General features: G+C 66.2%; 14 protein-coding genes and 1 tRNA gene. 14 read left to right on the top strand and 1 reads right to left on the bottom strand.

Translation table 11 applies throughout. The features are described from left to right. The first annotated feature begins 6 nt into the window (after positions 1 to 6). The 14 genes from lpdA (at position 7) to HNE04_RS17215 (ending at position 18,893) form a co-directional block, all read left to right on the top strand. Positions 7 to 1,767, top strand: a complete 1,761-nt coding sequence (lpdA, locus tag HNE04_RS17280; protein WP_172221722.1) for a dihydrolipoyl dehydrogenase — start codon at positions 7 to 9, stop codon at positions 1,765 to 1,767. Between the two features lie 11 nt (positions 1,768 to 1,778). Next, a complete protein-coding gene (locus tag HNE04_RS17275; protein WP_172221720.1) occupies positions 1,779 to 2,576 on the top strand; it encodes an alpha/beta fold hydrolase in 798 nt (265 codons plus the stop codon). Between the two features lie 30 nt (positions 2,577 to 2,606). Continuing rightward, positions 2,607 to 4,901, top strand: a complete 2,295-nt coding sequence (locus HNE04_RS17270; RefSeq protein ID WP_172221718.1) for an NADP-dependent malic enzyme — start codon at positions 2,607 to 2,609, stop codon at positions 4,899 to 4,901. A gap of 7 nt (positions 4,902 to 4,908) precedes the next feature. Then, on the top strand, positions 4,909 to 5,850 hold the full coding sequence (gene lipA / locus HNE04_RS17265; RefSeq protein WP_172221716.1) for a lipoyl synthase: 942 nt from the start codon (positions 4,909 to 4,911) through the stop codon (positions 5,848 to 5,850). A gap of 33 nt (positions 5,851 to 5,883) precedes the next feature. Further along, entirely contained in the window at positions 5,884 to 7,281 is a 1,398-nt protein-coding gene (locus HNE04_RS17260) for a dicarboxylate/amino acid:cation symporter (RefSeq protein WP_172221713.1), read from the top strand. A gap of 22 nt (positions 7,282 to 7,303) precedes the next feature. Next, a complete protein-coding gene (locus HNE04_RS17255; protein ID WP_172221711.1) occupies positions 7,304 to 8,635 on the top strand; it encodes an NAD(P)/FAD-dependent oxidoreductase in 1,332 nt (443 codons plus the stop codon). Between the two features lie 10 nt (positions 8,636 to 8,645). Next, on the top strand, positions 8,646 to 10,211 hold the full coding sequence (phaC, locus tag HNE04_RS17250) for a class I poly(R)-hydroxyalkanoic acid synthase (RefSeq protein WP_172221709.1): 1,566 nt from the start codon (positions 8,646 to 8,648) through the stop codon (positions 10,209 to 10,211). A gap of 45 nt (positions 10,212 to 10,256) precedes the next feature. Next, positions 10,257 to 11,438 (top strand): acetyl-CoA C-acetyltransferase, encoded by a 1,182-nt coding sequence (locus HNE04_RS17245; protein ID WP_172221707.1) that lies wholly within the window; start codon positions 10,257 to 10,259, stop codon positions 11,436 to 11,438. 28 nt (positions 11,439 to 11,466) lie between these two features. Then, positions 11,467 to 12,216: an acetoacetyl-CoA reductase gene (gene phbB, locus HNE04_RS17240; RefSeq protein WP_172221705.1), complete on the top strand. Its 750-nt coding sequence runs from the start codon at positions 11,467 to 11,469 to the stop codon at positions 12,214 to 12,216. A gap of 14 nt (positions 12,217 to 12,230) precedes the next feature. After that, a complete protein-coding gene (locus HNE04_RS17235) occupies positions 12,231 to 12,917 on the top strand; it encodes a DUF6781 family protein (RefSeq protein ID WP_172221704.1) in 687 nt (228 codons plus the stop codon). 287 nt (positions 12,918 to 13,204) lie between these two features. After that, positions 13,205 to 14,566 (top strand): cytochrome ubiquinol oxidase subunit I, encoded by a 1,362-nt coding sequence (locus HNE04_RS17230; protein ID WP_172221702.1) that lies wholly within the window; start codon positions 13,205 to 13,207, stop codon positions 14,564 to 14,566. Between the two features lie 5 nt (positions 14,567 to 14,571). Continuing rightward, positions 14,572 to 15,567, top strand: coding sequence for a cytochrome d ubiquinol oxidase subunit II (locus HNE04_RS17225; RefSeq protein ID WP_172221886.1), 996 nt, complete (start codon positions 14,572 to 14,574; stop codon positions 15,565 to 15,567). Further along, the gene (locus HNE04_RS17220) at positions 15,564 to 17,453 is read left to right on the top strand and encodes a sensor histidine kinase (RefSeq protein WP_172221700.1); all 1,890 of its coding nucleotides are present in this window, start codon (positions 15,564 to 15,566) and stop codon (positions 17,451 to 17,453) included. Before HNE04_RS17225 ends, HNE04_RS17220 begins: the two co-directional genes overlap by 4 nt. Positions 17,454 to 17,534: 81 nt before the next feature. Then, complete coding sequence (locus HNE04_RS17215) at positions 17,535 to 18,893, top strand: sigma-54-dependent transcriptional regulator (protein ID WP_172221698.1); 1,359 nt, start codon at positions 17,535 to 17,537, stop codon at positions 18,891 to 18,893. A gap of 146 nt (positions 18,894 to 19,039) precedes the next feature. Here HNE04_RS17215 and HNE04_RS17210 read toward each other — a convergent pair. Further along, a tRNA-Thr gene (locus HNE04_RS17210) sits at positions 19,040 to 19,115 on the bottom strand. Positions 19,116 to 19,141: the final 26 nt, after the last annotated feature.

The raw sequence follows: 19,141 nt of genomic DNA, 5'->3' as shown, positions 1-19,141 counted from the left end.
TCTCCCATGGCACAACTCGTGGAAGTCAAAGTTCCCGACATCGGCGACTTCAAGGATGTCGCGGTGATCGAGGTGATGGTGAAAGTCGGTGAGACCATCGCCGTCGATACCGGCCTGGTCATGGTCGAGTCCGACAAGGCGTCGATGGAGATTCCGTCGACCCACGCCGGGATCGTGAAGGAGATCAAGGTCAAGGTGAATGACAAGGTCAGCGAGGGATCAGTGTTGCTGACGCTGGAGGCTGAAGGTGCCTCTGCTCCTACCCCTCCCGCTGCCTCCGCACCCGTCGCGCAAGTGCCCCCACCCCAACCCTCCGCCGGAGGGGGAGGGGGCCAATACAGTGGCAAAGCCGACGTCGAGTGCGAGATGCTGGTGCTCGGCGCCGGCCCGGGCGGCTACTCGGCGGCTTTCCGCAGTGCCGACCTCGGCATGAAGACGGTGCTGGTCGAGCGCTATGCCACGCTGGGCGGCGTCTGCCTGAACGTCGGCTGCATCCCGTCCAAGGCGCTGCTGCACACCGCTTCGGTGATGGACGAAGTCGCAACACTGCCCGACCACGGCATCAAATACGGCCCGCCCGAGATCGACATCGACAAGCTGCGCGCCTTCAAGGACGGCGTGATCAAGAAGCTCACCGGCGGCCTGGCCGGCATGGCCAAGGCGCGCAAGGTCGAGGTGCTCACCGGCGTCGGCAGCTTCCTCGATCCCCACCACCTGCAAGTGGCGACGGCCGGAGGCGACAAGAAAGTGGTGGTGAAGTTCGCCAAGGCCATCATCGCGGCGGGCAGCCAGGCGGTGCAGCTGCCCTTCATGCCGAAGGACGAGCGCATCGTCGATTCCACCGGGGCCTTGCTGCTCAAGTCCATTCCCAAGCGCATGCTGGTGGTGGGCGGCGGCATCATCGGGCTGGAGATGGCCACCGTCTACTCGACGCTGGGCACCCGCATCGATGTGGTCGAAATGCTCGACGGCCTGATGCAGGGCGCCGACCGCGACCTGGTCAAGGTGTGGGAGAAGCTCAATGCGCCGCGCTTCGGCCATTTGATGCTCAAGACCAAGACCGTCGGCGCCAAAGCGACGAAGGCTGGCATCGAAGTGAGCTTCGAGGGCGACAAGGCACCCAAGGAGCCGCAGCTCTACGATCTGGTCCTGGTCGCCGTCGGCCGCAGCCCCAACGGCAACAAGATCGCCGCCGACAAGGCCGGCGTCGCCGTGACGGACCGCGGCTTCATTAACGTCGATCGGCAGATGCGCACCAATGTGCCCCACATCTTCGCCATCGGCGACATCGTCGGGCAGCCGATGCTGGCGCACAAGGCGGTGCATGAAGCGCATGTGGCGGCCGAGGCCGCGCACGGCGAGCCGGCCTCCTTCGATGTCCGGCAGATTCCTTCGGTCGCCTACACCGACCCCGAGATCGCCTGGGCGGGCAAGACCGAGGAGCAGTGCAAGGCCGAAGGCATCAAGTTCGGCAAGGCGGTGTTTCCCTGGGCCGCATCGGGCCGCGCTATCGCCAATGGCCGCGACGAGGGCTTCACCAAGCTGCTGTTCGACGAAGCCACGCATCGCGTGATCGGCGGCGGCATCGTCGGCACCCACGCCGGTGACCTGATCAGCGAGGTCTGTCTGGCCATCGAGATGGGCTGCGAGCCGGCCGACATCGGCAAGACGATCCATCCGCACCCGACCCTGGGCGAATCCATCGGCATGGCCGCCGAGCTGTTCGAAGGCGTGTGCACCGACCTGCCGCCCCAGAAGAAGAAGTAAGGAGCAGCGCCATGACCGTCAAGCTGGCGTTCGAAGCGATAGGCGATGGCCCGCCCGTCGTGATCCTGCACGGATTGTTCGGCTCCGGGCGCAACTGGACGCCCATCGCCCAGGCCTTGGCCGGTACCTATCGGCTCTACCTGCCCGATGCGCGCAACCATGGGGCATCGCCCTGGGCCGAAACCATGTCCTATCACCACATGGCGCTGGATGTGCTGGAGCTGATCGATCGCCAGCAGTTGCAGCGGCCCGTGGTGATCGGTCACAGCATGGGCGGCAAGACCGCCATGGCCCTGGCGCTGGAGCATCCGCACGCGATCTCGGGCATCGCGGTGATCGACATCGCGCCCGAAGCCTACGCGGACCAGTTCTCGCCGTATGTGAACGCCATGCGCGGCCTGGATGTGGCCGCGGCCAACAGCCGCAGGGAAATCCGGCAGGCGCTTGCGACTCGCCTGGGCGGTGAAGCTCCCGTCGACTTCCTGATGCAGAACCTCAGGCGCCACGACGAGCGCTTCGACTGGCGGCTCAACCTGATGGCCACGGCCGTGTGCATGCGCGAGCTCTGCGGCTTTCCGCAGCAGCTGTTGCGCCAGCATTACCCGGGGCCGGCCCTGTTCGTCGGCGGCGAGCATTCCGACTACGTCCGGCCCGACTCGCGCGCGGGCATCGTCCGCCTGTTTCCCCAGGCGCGGCTGGAGCACATCCCCGATGCCGGGCACTGGGTGCATGCCGACGAGCCCGAGGCGCTGCTGCATGCGCTGCACCGATGGCTGGGCGAGATCGTCGCATTGCCGGCGACGAGCTGATTCCGATTCGACACCCCACGGAGACAAAACATGTCAGACACCCTGCGCGAGGCCGCCCTCGACTACCACCGCTACCCCACGCCGGGCAAGATCTCGGTGACCCCCACCAAGGCCATGGCCACCCAGCGCGACCTGGGCCTGGCCTATTCGCCGGGCGTCGCGGAAGCCTGCCTGGCCATCGTCGAGGATCCGCGCGAGGCGGGCAACCTCACCGCCCGCAACAACCTGGTGGCCGTGATCACCAACGGTACGGCCGTGCTGGGCCTGGGCAACATCGGCGCGCTGGCGGGCAAGCCGGTGATGGAAGGCAAGGGCTGCCTGTTCAAGAAGTTCGCCGGCATCGACGTGTTCGACATCGAGCTGGACGAGCTCGATCCGGACAAGCTGATCGACACCATCGCCCGGATGGAGCCGACTTTCGGCGGCATCAACCTGGAAGACATCAAGGCGCCCGAGTGCTTCTACATCGAGAGGAAGCTGCGTGAGCGCATGAAGATACCGGTGTTCCATGACGACCAGCATGGCACGGCCATCGTTGCCGCCGCGGCCATCCTGAACGCGCTGCGGCTGGTGAAAAAGGACATCGCCGAGGTCAAGCTGGTGTGCTCCGGCGCGGGCGCGGCGGCGCTGGCCTGCCTGGACCTGATCGTCAGCCTGGGCCTGTCGATGCGCAACGTGTTCGTCTCCGACAGTGCGGGCGTGGTCTATGTCGGGCGCAAGGAGCAGATGGACCCCAACAAGGCCCGCTATGCGCAGGAAACCTCGGCGCGCAAGCTGGTGGACATCATCGAAGGCGCGGACATCTTTCTGGGCCTGTCGGCCGGTGGGGTGCTCAAGCCCGAGATGGTCAAGACCATGGCGCGCGACCCCATCATCCTGGCGATGGCCAATCCGAACCCGGAGATCAGCCCGGAAGAGGCGCTGGCCGTGCGCCCCGATGCAATCCTGGGCACCGGGCGCTCGGACTACCCGAACCAGGTCAACAACGTCCTGTGCTTCCCCTTCATCTTCCGCGGCGCGCTGGATGTCGGAGCCACCACGATCAATGAGGAAATGAAACTGGCCGCGGTGCGCGCCATCGCCGAGCTGGCCCATGCGGAAATCCCGGAGGTGGTGGCCCAGGCCTATGGCGCTGTGGGCCTGCGCTTCGGTGCGCAGTACCTCATTCCCAAGCCGTTCGATCCTCGCCTGATCGAGGTCGTCGCTCCGGCCGTGGCCAAGGCCGCCATGGATAGCGGCGTGGCGACGCGCCCGCTCCTCGACCTGGACGCCTACCGCCAGCGCCTGAGCCAGTTCGTGTACCAGTCCGGCAGCGCCATGCAGCCGGTATTCGCCGCCGCCAAGCGCTTGCCCAAACGCGTCGTCTACGCGGAAGGCGAAGACGAGCGCGTGCTGCGCGCCGCCCAGGTGGTGGTGGACGAAGGGTTGGCGCGTCCGCTGCTGGCGGGCCGGCCCGAGGTCATTGCCCAGCGCATCGAGCAGTTTGGCCTGCGCCTTCAGCCCGGGGTGGATTGCGAGTGCGTGAACCTGCTGGATCCCGACGTCTACGGCCCTGCGGCGGACGCCTATTACCGGCTGGCCCGGCGCCGGGGCGTGTCGCGCGCCACCGCGCGTGCCGAGATGCGCAGCCGCAGCACGCTTCTCGGCGCGATGCTGGTGCGCGAAGGCGCGGCGGACGCCATGCTGTGTGGCACTCTGGGCAGCTACGCCGATCATCTGGGCTATGTGCGCGACGTGATCGGCCTGCGCCGCGGCACCCGCACGTTCGCGGCCATGCAGATGCTGATGCTGCCCGGTCGCCAGCTCTTCATCTGCGACACCCATGTCAACAGCGACCCGACGGCCGACCAGGTCGCCGAGATCGCGCTGCTGGCGGCCGAAGAGGTGCGGCGGTTCGGCATCGTCCCCAGCGTGGCGCTGCTGTCGCATTCAAGCTTCGGCAGTTCGAACGCGCCGGCGGCGCTGAAGATGCGCGAGGCGCTGGCACTGGTGCAGGCGCGCGACCCCAGCCTCGCGGTCGACGGCGAGATGCGCGGCGACGCGGCCTTGTCCAAGGAGATTCTCGATCGCGAGTTCCCGGATTCGGGGCTGGCGGGTGAGGCGAACGTGCTTGTCATGCCCAACGTCGATGCGGCCAATATTTCCTACAACCTGCTGCGCATCGCGGCCGGCGGCGGCATTACGGTGGGTGGCATCCTGCTGGGTGCCGCGCTTCCGGTCCATATCCTGACGCCGTCGTCGACGGTGCGCCGCATCGTCAACATGACGGCGCTCGCTACGGTCGATGCGGCCGCACAGCGAGCCCAGGCATGGGTCGCCGACTGAGCACGTCATGGATGCATCCTCCCTCTCTCCGGGCCAGCGCGGCGGCGCCAAGACCGCGCGCATCCCCATCAAGGTGGTGACGGCGCCCGCGCTGCCCAAGCCGGAGTGGATCCGGGTGCGCTTGTCGCACAGCGACACCTTCCGCGGCGTCAAGCAGGTGCTGCGCGAAGAGGGCCTGCACACGGTGTGCGAGGAGGCGGCGTGCCCCAACATCGGCGAGTGCTTCGGCAAGGGTACGGCCACCTTCATGATCCTGGGCGACCTGTGCACACGGCGCTGTCCCTTCTGCGACGTGGCGCATGGCCGGCCGCAGCCGCCGGACCCGCAGGAGCCGCTCAAGCTGGCCCGTACCGTGGCACAACTGCGCCTGAACTACGTGGTCATCACCAGCGTGGACCGCGACGATCTGCGTGACGGCGGCGCGGCGCATTTCGCCGCCTGCATTCGCGCCGTGCGCGAGCAGTCGCCGCGTACGCAGATCGAAATCCTGACGCCGGACTTCCGGGGTCGGCTTGAACCCGCGCTGGACGCGCTCGCACAAAGCCCGCCGGATGTGATGAACCACAACCTGGAAACGGTGCCGCGCCTGTACCGCGAGGCCCGGCCCGGCGCCGACTACCAGCATTCGCTGGAATTGCTGCGGGCCTTCAAACAACGGCATCCCTCGGTCCTCACCAAGTCGGGCCTGATGCTGGGCCTGGGAGAGACCGATGAGGAGGTTCTCACGGTCTTGTCGGACCTGCGCGCGCATGGCGTGGACATGTTGACCGTGGGCCAGTACCTGCGGCCGCGCCCGGGCAACCTGCCGGTGCGCCGCTACGTGGCGCCGCAGGCCTTCGACGCCTTGGCGCGCCAGGCGCAGGCGATGGGATTCAGCCACGCCGCCTGCGGGCCGCTGGTGCGCTCCAGCTATCACGCCGACAGCCAAGCCCAAGCGGCGGGCATCTAGCCGCCCCTCACACAAACCAACCAGGAAGACACCATGGACAAAGACCCGATCCCCAAGCCCTTTTACAAGTCGCTCTACTTCCAGGTCATCACGGCGATCGTGATCGGCGTGCTGCTGGGCCATTTCTACCCGGAAACGGGCGCCGCGATGAAGCCGCTGGGCGACGGCTTCATCAAGCTGATCAAGATGATCATCGCGCCGATCATCTTTTGCACGGTGGTGGTTGGGATCGCCGGCATGGAAGACATGAAGAAGGTCGGGAAGACCGGCGGCCTGGCGTTGCTGTATTTCGAAATCGTCAGCACGCTGGCGCTGGTGATCGGGTTGGTCATCATCAACCTGGTCGGGCCTGGCGTGGGAATGAACGTCGACCCGTCCGCCCTCGATACCAAGAGCATCGCCGCCTACACCGGCCCCGGCAAGATGCAGGGCACGGTGGACTTCCTGCTCAACGTGATTCCGAGCACCGTGGTCGATGCCTTCGCCAAGGGCGAGATCCTGCAGGTGCTGCTGTTCTCGGTGATGTTCGGCTTCGCGCTGCACAAGTTCGGCGGCCGCGGCACTTTGGTGTTCGACCTCATTGAAAAGGGTTCGCACGTGCTGTTCTCCATCGTGGGGATCATCATGAAGGTGGCCCCGATCGGTGCCTTCGGCGCGATGGCCTTCACCATCGGCAAGTATGGCGTCGGCTCCCTGCTCTCGCTGGGCAAGCTGATGGGCACCTTCTACCTCACCTGCCTGTTCTTCATCTTCGTGGTCTTAGGGATCATCGCCAGGCTGCATGGCTTCTCGATCTGGAAGTTCATCAAGTACATCAAGGAGGAACTGCTGATCGTTCTGGGCACGTCTTCGTCGGAGTCGGTGCTGCCGCGCATGATGGCCAAGATGGAAAACCTGGGCGCGCGCAAGTCGGTCGTCGGCCTGGTGATCCCCACGGGGTACTCGTTCAATCTGGACGGCACGTCGATCTACCTGACCATGGCCGCAGTATTCATCGCGCAGGCCACCAACACCCCGATGACGTTGACGCAGCAGCTGACGCTGCTGGGCGTGCTGCTGCTCACCTCCAAGGGTGCTGCCGGCATCACCGGCAGCGGCTTCATCGTGCTGGCCGCGACCCTGTCCGCCGTGGGCGGGGTGCCGGTGGCCGGCCTGGCACTGATCCTGGGCATCGACCGCTTCATGTCGGAAGCGCGCGCCCTCACCAACCTGATCGGCAACGGCGTCGCCACTGTGGTGGTCGCGCGCTGGACCGGTGACCTGGATATGAAACGCATGCACAGCCAGCTGAACAACGAGACCGCGGCCGAGGCCGAGGAGCCAGAAGCCGTGCTCGACCAGGTCGAGCACCACATGCCGGCGCCGACGGCGGCCCAGGCCGCGCGCACCGGCCAGGGCGAGCCCAACATGCCGCTGCCCGCAGCGCGCTGATCGATCTCCCGGAACTTCGATCATGAGCGCGGCCACTCTCCGTGCCGGCACGCGGCACCGCATCGTCATCGTCGGCGGCGGCGCGGGCGGGCTGGAACTCGCCACCCGGCTGGGCGATACGCTGGGCCGGCGCGGGCAGGCGGAGGTGACGCTGATCGAGAAGACACGCACCCATGTCTGGAAGCCCAAGCTGCACGAGATCGCTGCCGGCAGCATGGACATGAGCGCGCACGAGGTCGGCTACCTGGCGCAGTCGCATTGGCATCACTTCCGATTCCGCGTCGGTGAAATGGTGGGACTGGACCGCGAGCGGCGCGAGGTGCTGGTGGCGCCCCATGTCGACGACGAGGGCCAGCAGGTCACGCCGCGGCGCGTGTTCGGCTACGACACGCTGGTGATCGCCGTGGGCAGCCAGAGCAACGACTTCGGAACCCCCGGGGTGCGCGAGCACGCCATGCGGCTGGAGTGCGCGGCCGATGCGCTGCGCTTCCATTCACGCATGGTCAATGCCTGCATCCGCGCCCATGCCCAGGCCACGCCGCTGCGGCCCGAACAGCTGCACGTCGCCATCATCGGTGCCGGCGCGACCGGGGTCGAGCTGGCCGCCGAGTTGCACCGCACTACGCGACAAGTGGTTGCCTTCGGCCTGGATCGCGTCGATGCCGACAAGGACATCAAGGTGACGCTCATCGAGGCGGCCCCGCGCGTGCTGCCGGCGCTACCGCAGCGCCTGTCGCAAACCACCGAAGACCTGCTGCGCAAGCTGGGCGTGGAGGTGCACAACAACGCCAAGGTCGCCGAAGTCCACGCGGGCGGTGTCCGCCTGGCCGATGGGCGCGTGCTGCCGGCCGAACTGGTGGTGTGGGCCGCCGGCGTGAAGGCGCCGGACTTCCTGAAGGACATCGCGGGCCTGGAAACCAACCGGATCAACCAGCTGGTGGTGCATCCCACGCTGCAATCCACGCGGGACGTGAACATCTTCGCCATGGGCGACTGCGCAGCTTGCGAATGGCCGCAGGCCAACCAGGGCCAAGGCGGATTTGTTCCGCCCCGGGCTCAGGCCGCGCACCAGCAGGCCTCGCACATCGCCGGGCAGATCAGGCGCCGGATGGCCGGCAAGCCTTTGCTTGAGTACCGCTATCGCGACTTCGGCTCGCTCGTCTCGCTCGGTGAATTCAGCACCGTGGGCAACATGATGGGCGGCTTGATGGTCGAGGGCCTGTTCGCGAGACTCATGTACCTCTCGCTCTACAAGATGCACGAGCTGGCGCTGCACGGCTTCCCCAAGGTGGCGCTCGACACCCTGGCGCGCCTGATCGTGCGGCGCACCGAGCCGCACGTGAAGCTGCACTGACACAACGAACATGACCACCCCATCCCATAGCGATCCCACGGCCTGGATGTCGGAACTGTTGAACGCCCAGCAGGCCATGCTGCGCGCATGGAGCGAGCCGATGCCGGCGGCGACGGATCGCCGCTTCGCCGGCGAAGCCTGGCAGAAGGACCCACGCTACGAGTTGATGGCGAGCAACTATCTGTCGTACGCCAGGCTGCTGTGCGGGGCGATCGATGGCGCAGCGGCGGACGCTCGCAGCAAGGCGCAGTGGCAGTTCGCGCTGCGGCAGGTGCTGGACACGCTCAGCCCGGCCAACTGCCTGGCCACCAACCCCGAGGCGTTGGAGCTCGCGGTGGCGTCCGGTGGCGCCAGCCTGGCGGAAGGCATGCGCCTGTTCCTGCAGGACGTCGCCAAGGGCCGCATCTCCATGACCGACGAGCAGGCCTTCGAGGTCGGCCGCAACGTCGCCACCACGCCCGGCAGCGTGGTGTTCGAAAACGAGCTGATTCAGCTGATCCAGTACGCGCCAACCACCCTCAAGGTCCACAAGCGCCCATTGCTGATCGTGCCGCCTTGCATCAACAAGTTCTATATCCTGGACCTGCAGCCCGATAACTCGCTGGTGGCGCATGCCGTGGCCCAGGGGCACACGGTGTTCCTGGTGTCCTGGCGCAATGTGTCCGCGGCCCAGGGGCACCTGGGCTGGGACGACTACCTGGAGCTCGGCGTGATTGCCGCCATCGACACCGCACTCGCGGTCAGCGGCGCCGACCGCGTCAATACATTGGGCTTTTGCGTCGGCGGCACGTTGCTGGCCTGCGCGCTGGCCGTGCTGGCCGCGCGCGGGGAGCGCAAGGCGTCCAGCATGACGCTGCTCACAGCAATGCTGGACTTCCGCGACACCGGCGAGATCGGCTTGCTGGTCGATGAGGAAATGGTGACCAGACGCGAAGCCGCCATCGGCCGCGGCGGCGTGCTGCAGGGGCGAGAGCTGGCCCAGGTGTTCGCGTCCTTGCGCGCCAACGACCTGATCTGGCCCTACGTCGTCAACGGCTACCTGAAGGGGAAGGCGCCGCCCGCCTTCGACCTGCTGTTCTGGAACGGCGACGACACCAACCTGCCGGGGCCCATGTTCTGCTGGTACCTGCGCAACGCCTATCTCGAGAACAAGCTGCGCGAACCCGGCGCCACGGTGCAGTGCGGCGAGGCGGTGGACTTCGGCTCCATCGACGTTCCCGCATTCCTTTATGCCTCGCGCGACGACCACATCGTGCCCTGGCACACCGCATATGCCACGACCGGATTGCTGGGCGGCGACACCACCTTCGTGCTGGGCGCCAGCGGCCACATTGCGGGCGTGATCAATCCGCCGGCCAAGGCCAAGCGCAACCACTGGGTGGGCAAGGCGGGTGCGCAGCCGCAGGCCTGGCTGGAGACCGCAGAGGCCGTGCCGGGAAGCTGGTGGCCGGCCTGGACGAAATGGCTGGCCCGGCAGGCCGGCGCCCAGGTCGCGGCGCCCAAGAATGCCGGCAACCGCAAGTACCCCGCGATCGAGCCCGCACCGGGCCGCTACGTGAAGGAGAAGGCTTCATGAGGCCGGCTTTGTTGTTCACCGTTACCCACTGAAAAGGAGTTATTCATGTCCGATATCGTCATCGTCGCCGCCGCCCGCACCGCCGTGGGCAGGTTCGGCGGCACCCTGGCCAAGACTGCAGCTCCCGATCTGGGTGCCCATGTCGTCAAAGGCCTGCTGTCGCAGGCCGGTGTGCCCGGCGACGCCGTCAGCGAGGTCATCCTCGGCCAGGTGCTTGCCGCCGGTTCCGGCCAGAACCCGGCGCGCCAGACCGTCATCAAGGCCGGGTTGCCGCAGGGCGTGCCGGGCATGACCATCAACAAGGTCTGTGGCTCGGGCTTGAAGGCGGTGATGCTGGCCGCCCAGGCGATCAAGTGCGGGGACGCCGAGATCGTGGTGGCCGGCGGGCAGGAGAACATGAGCGCGGCGCCGCACGTGCTGCTGGGCTCGCGCGACGGCCAGCGCATGGGCGACTGGAAGATGGTGGACTCCATGATCACCGACGGCCTGTGGGATGTCTACAACCAGTACCACATGGGCACGACGGCCGAGAACGTGTCGAAGAAGTTCGGCATCACGCGCGAGATGCAGGATGCGCTGGCCCTGGCTTCGCAGCAGAAAGCGGCCGCGGCCCAGGATGCCGGAAAGTTCAAGGACGAGATCCTGCCGTTCACGATCGCCCAGAAGAAGGGCGACCCCATCGTGTTCGCGGCCGACGAATTCGTCAATCGCAAGACCAGCGCCGAGGGCCTGTCGGGCCTGCGTCCCGCCTTCGACAAGGCCGGCACCGTGACCGCCGGCAACGCGTCGGGCCTGAACGACGGCGCTGCTGCCGTGCTGGTGATGAGTGCCCAGCGCGCCGCGGCGCTGGGCCTGAAGCCGATGGCCGTGATCCGCGCCTACGCCAGCGCCGGACTGGACCCCAGCATCATGGGCATGGGGCCGGTGCCCGCCTCGCGGATCTGTTTGAAAAAGGCCGGCTGGTCGGCGCAGGACCTGGACCTGATGGAGATCAACGAGGCCTTCGCGGCGCAGGCCTGCGCCGTCAACAAGGAGATGGATTGGGACACCAGCAGGATCAACGTCAACGGCGGCGCCATCGCCATCGGCCATCCGATCGGCGCTTCCGGCTGCCGCATCCTGGTGACGCTGCTGCATGAGATGGGGCGCCGCGGCGCCAACAAGGGCCTGGCCTCGCTGTGCATAGGCGGCGGCATGGGCGTCGCCCTCGCGGTCGAACGGGCCTAACGATTAATCACACCAAGGAAAACAAGAGATGACTAAAGCAACACGCGTGGTCCTGGTTACCGGCGGCATGGGCGGCCTGGGCGAGACGATTTCCACCAAGATGGTCGATGCCGGCTACAAGGTGGCGGTGACCTATTCCCCCGGCAACGCCAAGCACGGCGAGTGGGTGGCGCAGATGAAGGCCAAGGGCTACGACATCCTGGCCGTGCCCTGCGACGTGGCCGACATCGATTCCTGCCATCGCGCCGTGGCACAGGTACAGGAAAAGCTGGGCGCGATCGACGTGCTGGTCAATAACGCGGGCATCACGCGCGACATGACCTTCAAGAAGATGGACAAGGTCAATTGGGACGCGGTGCTGCGCACCAATCTCGACAGCCTGTTCAACATGACCAAGCAGGTTGCCGACAGCATGGTCGAGCGCAGTTGGGGCCGCGTCATCAACGTGTCCTCGGTGAACGGCTCCAAGGGCGCTTTCGGCCAGACCAACTACTCGGCGGCCAAGGCCGGCGTGCACGGTTTTACCAAGGCGCTGGCGCTGGAAGTGGCGAAGAAGGGCGTCACCGTGAACACCATCTCGCCCGGCTACATCGGCACCAAGATGGTCACCGCCATCCCGCAGGAAGTGCTGGACTCCAAGATCCTGCCCAACATCCCGGTCGGCCGCCTGGGCAAGCCCGAGGAGGTGGCGGGGCTGATCATCTACCTGGCTTCGGAGGAAGCCGCGTTCGTGACCGGAGCCAATATCGCCATCAACGGCGGTCAACACATGCAATAAACAGAATGCACCCCATGAACAAATCCGGAATCGACCAGGACGCGCTGATCGCCAAATTCGCGCAGGCCACCGCCAAGCAGGGCGAGACCCTGCGCAAGACCGTCAGCGAGGCCACGCTCAGGGCCTTGCAGGGACGCGAGCTGACGCTGGACAACATCCGCAAGGTGCTCAAGTCGGTGACGCAGGCGGCCTCCGCGGGCGCCGCGCAGAACCCCGCGAGCACCGTCGATGTCGAGGCGATGCTGGGCAAGGCCTTTGCCGGCATGGATGCCGCCCTGCTGCAGACCGTGGAGGCCCAGCGCAAGGCCTTGCAACAGTTCATCGATCAGGGCCTGGACCTGAAGGACAAGCAGATGAAGGGCGCGCTGGGGCACCTGGAGAAGATGGAGGATGTCTTCTTCACCACCGTGTCCAAGGCGACCGAGGGCGCGGGCAGCACACTGCAGGCGCCGTGGCAGCAGGTGCTCCAGTCCATGAAGGGCAAGGGCACCGACACCGGGGCGCAGGCGGGTGCGGCCGTGGAACAGCTGGTGGAGCGGGCGCGCACGGCTTTGCGCGACGGCCGCGCCACGAGCCTGAGCGCCACGCAGGCCATGATGGACAGCTACGCGGCGCTGGTCAGCGGCGTGCTGATCGGCATGTCCGACGGCCTGCGGCCGGTGGCGGCCAGGGCGGACGCCGGCCGCGCACGTCGCCGTTGATCCCACGCGCGCCTAGGGCCTGTTAACGCTATTTATGGCGATGCGAACGTGCCTAAAACCGCGCCAGGCTAGGCGCGCGACGACGCCAAGGCTGGCCGCCTTGGCTAGGAGCGGAACGACGCCTGGCGCGGTTTTAGGCACGTTCCCTTCGGGCTGCGGCCAAAAAGGCCATGCGCCGCGTTACGAGTCCTTGACGGAGATGACTCCGCCTGCGGACTCGCGCCTTGCGCATGACATTTTTGGCGAGCAGCGCATCGTCATAAATAGCGTTAACAGGCCCTAGTCCCATGGACCCCATCCTCCTGGCGCGCATGCAGTTCGCGGCCAACATCAGCTTCCACATCCTGTTCCCGACGATCAGCATCGCGTTGGGCTGGATGCTGCTGTTCTTTCGCTGGCGCTGGCTGACGACGCATGACGGCGCCTGGCTCATCGCCTACCGCTTCTGGACCAAGGTGTTCGCGCTGACCTTCGCGCTGGGCGTGGTCTCGGGCATCACGATGAGCTTCCAGTTCGGCACCAACTGGCCCGGCTACATGGAGCAAGTCGGAAACGTCGCCGGCCCGCTGCTCGCCTTCGAGGTACTGACGGCGTTCTTCCTGGAGGCGGGCTTCCTGGGCATCATGCTGTTCGGCCATGGCCGCGTCAGCGAACGCGTGCACCTGCTGGCGACCTTTTTCGTGGCCTTCGGCACCACGCTCAGCGCGTTCTGGATCCTGGCGCTGAACTCGTGGATGCAGACGCCGGCCGGGCATGAAGTGATCGCCGGCCAGTTCCATGTGAGGAGTTGGTTCGATGTGGTGTTCAACCCCTCGTTTCCCTACCGCCTCACGCACATGCTGCTGGCCTCGGCACTCACCGTGGCCTTCCTGCTGGCCGGCATCAGCGCCTGGCAGGTGCTGCGCGGCTGCATCAACGCCTCGACGGCCAAGGTGCTGCGCGTCGGGCTGACGCTCGCGGCCCTGCTGATCCCGGTGCAGATCTTCGTCGGCGACCTGCATGGCCTGAACACACTCAAGCACCAGCCGCAGAAGATCGCCGCGATGGAGGGCGTGTGGCAGACCGCGCGCGGTGCGCCCTTGCTGCTATTCGCGCTGCCCGACGACCAACGACGCAAGAACCATTTCGAGATCGCCATCCCGAAACTGGCCAGCCTGATCCTCACCCACGAGGCCGACGGCGAGATCAAGGGCCTGGACGAATTCCGCGACGCGCATCCACCGGCGCTGCCCATGTTCTTCGCTTTTCGGGCGATGGTCGGCATGGGAGTGCTGATGCTGCTGGTGAGCTGGGCCGGATGGTGGCTGTACCGCCGCAGCGGCTGGCAGGCGCAGCGGCTGCCGCGCTGGCTGCTCTGGGGCCTGGCCGGCATGACCTTCTCGGGCTGGGTGGCAACCCTGGCCGGCTGGTACGTGACCGAGATCGGGCGCCAGCCCTACGTTGTGTTCGGCCTGCTGCGCACCGCCGACGTCGCATCCGCCGTGGCTGCGCCGATGATCGCGTTGACGCTCGCAAGCTACGTGGCGATGTATCTCGCGTTGATGGTCGCCTACATCGCCGTCATCAAATACATGGCTGAGAAGCCTGGGCACGTCCTGGATGCCGACAACGACGTGCCGGCCGCGGTCGTGGGCGGGAGCAGGGTATGAGCGCGATGAGCTTCGACGAGTTCCTGCCGGTGATCTTCATGGCGTTGATGGGCGTCGCGATGCTCCTCTACGTGATCAGCGATGGCTACGACCTGGGCGTGGGCATGCTGTTGCCACGCGCGAGTGCCGCCGAGAAGGATGTGCTCATTGCATCAATCGGCCCGTTCTGGGACGCCAACGAAACCTGGCTGGTTCTGGGCATCGGCATTTTGCTGGTGGCTTTCCCCAAGGCGCATGGCCTGGTGCTGAGCGAGCTCTACCTGCCGGTGGCGTTGATGCTGATGGGCCTCACGCTGCGCGGCGTGGCGTTCGACTTTCGCGTCAAGGCCAAGGCCGACCACAAGCCGATGTGGGACCGGATGTTCTTCGCCGGCTCGACGATCGCTGCCGTGGCACAGGGCTGGATGCTCGGCCGCTACGTCAGCGGCTTTGGCGAAGGCTGGAACTACCCGCTCTTCGCCGCCGCGATCGCCGCGGCGCTGCCAATGGCGTACGTGCTGCTCGGAGCCGCATGGTTGATCATGAAGACCGAGGGTGATTTGCAGCAAAAGGCCATTCACTGGGCCAGGATGGCCTGGGGTCCGATGGTGGTGGGCCTGGCGTTGATCTCGCTGGCCACGCCGTGGATCAGCGCGACCGTGCGCGAGCGCTGGTTCACGCTGCCGGCAGTGATCGCCCTGATGGCCATTCCGTTGACCACCGTGGTCGCGCTGCTGACGGTGCGCCGCCTGCTCGACGCCCGGATGGTCCGCGGTCCGCTTTGCTGGCTGCCATTCGTGCTCCTGATCGGCGTGTTCGTCCTCGGCTTCCTCGGCCTCGCTTACAGCCTGTTTCCGTATGTCGTGATCGATCGCCTGACCATCTGGCAGGCGGCGAGCAGCCCGCCAGCGCTGAAGATCATCCTGTTCGGTGTTTGCATTTCCGTGCCGGCGATTGCGGCCTATACGGTGTTCTCGTACCGCGTGTTCCGCGGCAAGGCCACCGAGCTCAAGTACGCATGACGGCGCATACCTTGCCAGGCGACCGCAGCGTGCTTCGTGGCACACTGGGGCCGAGACAACCTGGAGCCAAGATCATCACCCCGAACCCCGCGAGCCGGGGCGAGACCGGCGTGAAGCGCTGGTTCACCCGCACCCTAGCCTGGATCGCATCGCTCGCGATCATCGGCGCCGCCGCGCTTGCGGCTCACGATGCGGCCATGCGATCGGGCATCGATCGCGTGCGCGGTGCAGCCGGCCACCGGCTCGACATGGTGGGCGCTGGCCTGGAGAGCGACCTGGCGCGTTTCGAGTACCTTCCTTCCTTGCTGGAGATGACGCCCGGCGTTTTCGCGCTGCTCGACGCGCCCGCCAATCCGGCGCTGCGCGATGAGGTCAATCGCTATCTGCAGGGCATCAACGCCACGGCCGGGGCCTCGAACCTGTACGTCCTGGACAGCTCGGGTGTCGCCCTGGCCGCGTCGGATTGGAACGAGCCGGGCACACCGGTCGGCGCCGACCTCTCGTTCCGGCCCTACGTGAAGGAAGCGTTGGCGCAGGGACGTGGCAGCTTTTATGGCGTGGGCATCACCAGCAAGCGTGCCGGCTACTACCTGTCCTATGCCTTGCGGCAACAGGGCCGACAGCGAGGGGTCGCTGCCGTGAAAGTCGATCTGGAAGAAGCGGAGCGGGCGTGGAAGAACCTCCCCGGCAATGTGATGCTGGCCGATGAACGGGGTGTCGTGATCCTGTCGTCGCGCGAAGACTGGAAGTTCAGGCCGCTGGCGCCATTGGCGCCGCCGGTTCTGGCGGACATCGCCAGCATGCGGCCCTACGGCGAGGCCAAGCTGGAACCCCTGGACTGGCGCGAATCGGGGGGCGAGGCCGGGGACGCCTCGATGGTCCAACTGGGCGGCAGGGGCTACCTCACCTCGGCACGCCCCTTACGCCGTACCGGGTGGCGCCTGATCGCGCTGGACGACGTGGCTCCGGTACGGGTCGACGCGCGCAATCTCGCCGTGACAGCCGCCCTGGGTACGTCGGTGCTGCTGCTGCTGCTCACGGTGCTGTGGCAACGACAGCGGGCGGTGCGGTCCAAGCTGGCGAACCGGGCGGCCCTGCAGGCCGCACATGACAGCCTCGAAGCCAAGGTCGTGGAACGTACCGCCGAGCTGCGGGCCATGCAGGACGAACTGGTGCATGCCGGTAAGATGGCGGCATTGGGCCAGATGTCAGCCGGCATGGTGCACGAACTCAACCAGCCGCTGGGCGCACTGCGTACACTGTCCGATAACGCCTGCGTGCTGTTGGACCAGGACAGGCTGGGCGATGTGCGGGGCAACCTGCAGCGTATTGCCCATCTCGTCGACCGCCTTGGGCGCCTGACCCACCAGCTCAAGGCTTTCGCGCACAAAGCGAGTCCCCCGCGCGAGCCGGTGAACTTGCGGCAAGTGGTCTCCAATGCGCAGTTCCTGGTGTCGCAGCGCCTGCGCGACACCGGCGTGGAAATGGTAGTGGAGATGCCAGCTGGCCTGACCGTGCTGGCGGAGGATGCGCGATTGGAGCAGGTCCTTGTTAATTTGCTGGCCAATGCGATCGATGCCATGTCCGTGTCGCCGACGCGGTGCGTGCGAGTGGTAGCCGCTGCCTCCCCCATCGCAGAAGGCAGCTGCGTCGTTCAGGTGTGCGACACCGGGCCCGGGATCCGCGCCGACATCCTGCCCCGATTGTTCGAGCCTTTCACTACCAGCAAGCCGGCGGGCGCGGGCCTGGGCCTGGGCTTGATGATTTCGGCGCACATCCTGCGCGAGTGGGGCGGCAGCTTGCGCGCCCACAACATGGAAGGCGGGGGCGCATGCTTCGAAATCGAGTTGGCCGTGGCGGCGACGCGGGAGGAAGTTGTCGAATGAGCGCAGTGCAGAACCGCTTCAAGCAAGCGCACGCCCCCTTGGGGGCAACGAGAGCACGTCAGTGCCGAGCGTGGGGGCTACATGGGTGAGGCGCAGCGGATCCGGGTGATCTTCGTCGACGACGACAGTGACATGCGCCTGGGCAGCACCCAGGCATTGGAATTGGCAGGGCTCGACGTCGACGGCTTCGCGAGCGCCGAGGAAGCCCGTTCACGTATTCATGGGGGTGTGCCAGCCGTTGTAGTTTGCGACGTCAAGTTGCCCGGCATGGCGGGCACTGAATGGCTCAACGAGGTCCGCGCAGTTGACCCCGAGTTGCCGGTGATCCTGATCACGGGTCATGGCGACATCGCGATGGCCGTACGAGCCATGCGCCAGGGCGCGTATGACTTCATCGAGAAGCCGTTTTCCTCCGAGCACCTGGTGACCGTGGTTCGCCGGGCCGCGGAGAAACGCCAACTCGTACTCCAGGTGCAGGCGCTGCGCGACCAGCTGGAGAACTGGCATGGCATCCAGGGGGTGTTGCTCGGCCGCTCGGCGCAAATGCAGAGCGTGCGCCGCACGGTGTTGAACCTGGCGGCCACCTCGGCCGACGTGGTGATCTACGGTGAAACCGGGACCGGCAAGGACATGGTGGCCCGCTGCTTGCACGACCACAGCGACCGGCGCCGCGCCAACTACGTGCCGCTGAACTGTGGAGGCCTGCCGGAGGCGCTGGCCGAAAGCGAGCTGTTCGGCCACGAGGTCGGCGCATTCACCGGTGCGACTCGGGTCCGGATCGGAAAATTCGAGCATGCACATGGCGGTACGCTGTTTCTGGACGAGATCGAGAGCATGCCCATGGCGGTGCAGATCAAGTTCCTGCGGGCCTTGCAGGAGCGCAGCATCGAGCACGTTGGCTCCAACAAGCCGATCGCCGTCGATTGCCGCGTGATCGCCGCCGCGAAGGAGGACCTGAAGGTTCTGAGCGACAGACAGAAATTCCGCGCCGACCTGTACTACCGCATCGGCGTGGCCTTCATCGAGCTGCCGCCGCTGCGGGAGCGTCGAGAGGACATACCGTTGCTCTTCGAGCACTTCGTGCTGTTGGCGGCGAGTCGCTATCAAAGAGCCGCCCCCATGCTCAATAGCGCGCAACTCGGCGAACTGATGGCCCATGCCTGGCCCGGAAACGTCCGGGAATTGCGCAACGTGGCTGACCGCTTCGTGCTGGGCCTGTTCGGGGACCGGCTGAACCTGACTGCGGGCAGTCACCCGCAAGGAAGCAGCTTGCCCGAGCAGGTCGAGCAGTTCGAGCGGTCCATGATCAACGAGGAACTGCGCCGCCATCGCGGTGATGTGGGCCTGTGCGCCAAGGCGCTTGGCGTGCCAAAGCAGACCCTGTACGACAAGATGCGGCGGTTGCGAATCTCAACTGACGACTTCAGGCAGGAGAACTGAAACCGCATTAAATCTGCAAACGGGATTGCAAACCAATTGTCAGCCGAGCCGCTCGACAATTGCTCGCATTTTTGGCTACATGGTGGCTACACGACCCCAAAAACCAAAGGGCGCTATCTTTTGGATAGCGCCCTTGGCTCATGTTTTGGTGCCGGAGAGATGAATCGAACACCCGACCTTCTCATTACGAATGAGCTGCTCTACCGACTGAGCTACACCGGCTTTTTCGTCAACCCGCAATTATAGCG

Source organism: Caenimonas soli (assembly GCF_013155545.1).
In the GTDB taxonomy this organism is placed as follows: Bacteria; Pseudomonadota; Gammaproteobacteria; order Burkholderiales; family Burkholderiaceae_C; genus Ramlibacter; species Ramlibacter soli.
Note: the sequence above shows the minus strand (reverse complement) of the source record. Positions and strands in the feature narration are given on the sequence as shown.

Coding starts and splice junctions, on each gene's coding strand:
- lpdA (WP_172221722.1), top strand. CDS start 7: ATGGCACAACTCGTGGAAGTCAAAGTTCCCGACATCGGCGACTTCAAG.
- HNE04_RS17275 (WP_172221720.1), top strand. CDS start 1,779: ATGACCGTCAAGCTGGCGTTCGAAGCGATAGGCGATGGCCCGCCCGTC.
- HNE04_RS17270 (WP_172221718.1), top strand. CDS start 2,607: ATGTCAGACACCCTGCGCGAGGCCGCCCTCGACTACCACCGCTACCCC.
- lipA (WP_172221716.1), top strand. CDS start 4,909: ATGGATGCATCCTCCCTCTCTCCGGGCCAGCGCGGCGGCGCCAAGACC.
- HNE04_RS17260 (WP_172221713.1), top strand. CDS start 5,884: ATGGACAAAGACCCGATCCCCAAGCCCTTTTACAAGTCGCTCTACTTC.
- HNE04_RS17255 (WP_172221711.1), top strand. CDS start 7,304: ATGAGCGCGGCCACTCTCCGTGCCGGCACGCGGCACCGCATCGTCATC.
- phaC (WP_172221709.1), top strand. CDS start 8,646: ATGACCACCCCATCCCATAGCGATCCCACGGCCTGGATGTCGGAACTG.
- HNE04_RS17245 (WP_172221707.1), top strand. CDS start 10,257: ATGTCCGATATCGTCATCGTCGCCGCCGCCCGCACCGCCGTGGGCAGG.
- phbB (WP_172221705.1), top strand. CDS start 11,467: ATGACTAAAGCAACACGCGTGGTCCTGGTTACCGGCGGCATGGGCGGC.
- HNE04_RS17235 (WP_172221704.1), top strand. CDS start 12,231: ATGAACAAATCCGGAATCGACCAGGACGCGCTGATCGCCAAATTCGCG.
- HNE04_RS17230 (WP_172221702.1), top strand. CDS start 13,205: ATGGACCCCATCCTCCTGGCGCGCATGCAGTTCGCGGCCAACATCAGC.
- HNE04_RS17225 (WP_172221886.1), top strand. CDS start 14,572: ATGAGCTTCGACGAGTTCCTGCCGGTGATCTTCATGGCGTTGATGGGC.
- HNE04_RS17220 (WP_172221700.1), top strand. CDS start 15,564: ATGACGGCGCATACCTTGCCAGGCGACCGCAGCGTGCTTCGTGGCACA.
- HNE04_RS17215 (WP_172221698.1), top strand. CDS start 17,535: ATGGGTGAGGCGCAGCGGATCCGGGTGATCTTCGTCGACGACGACAGT.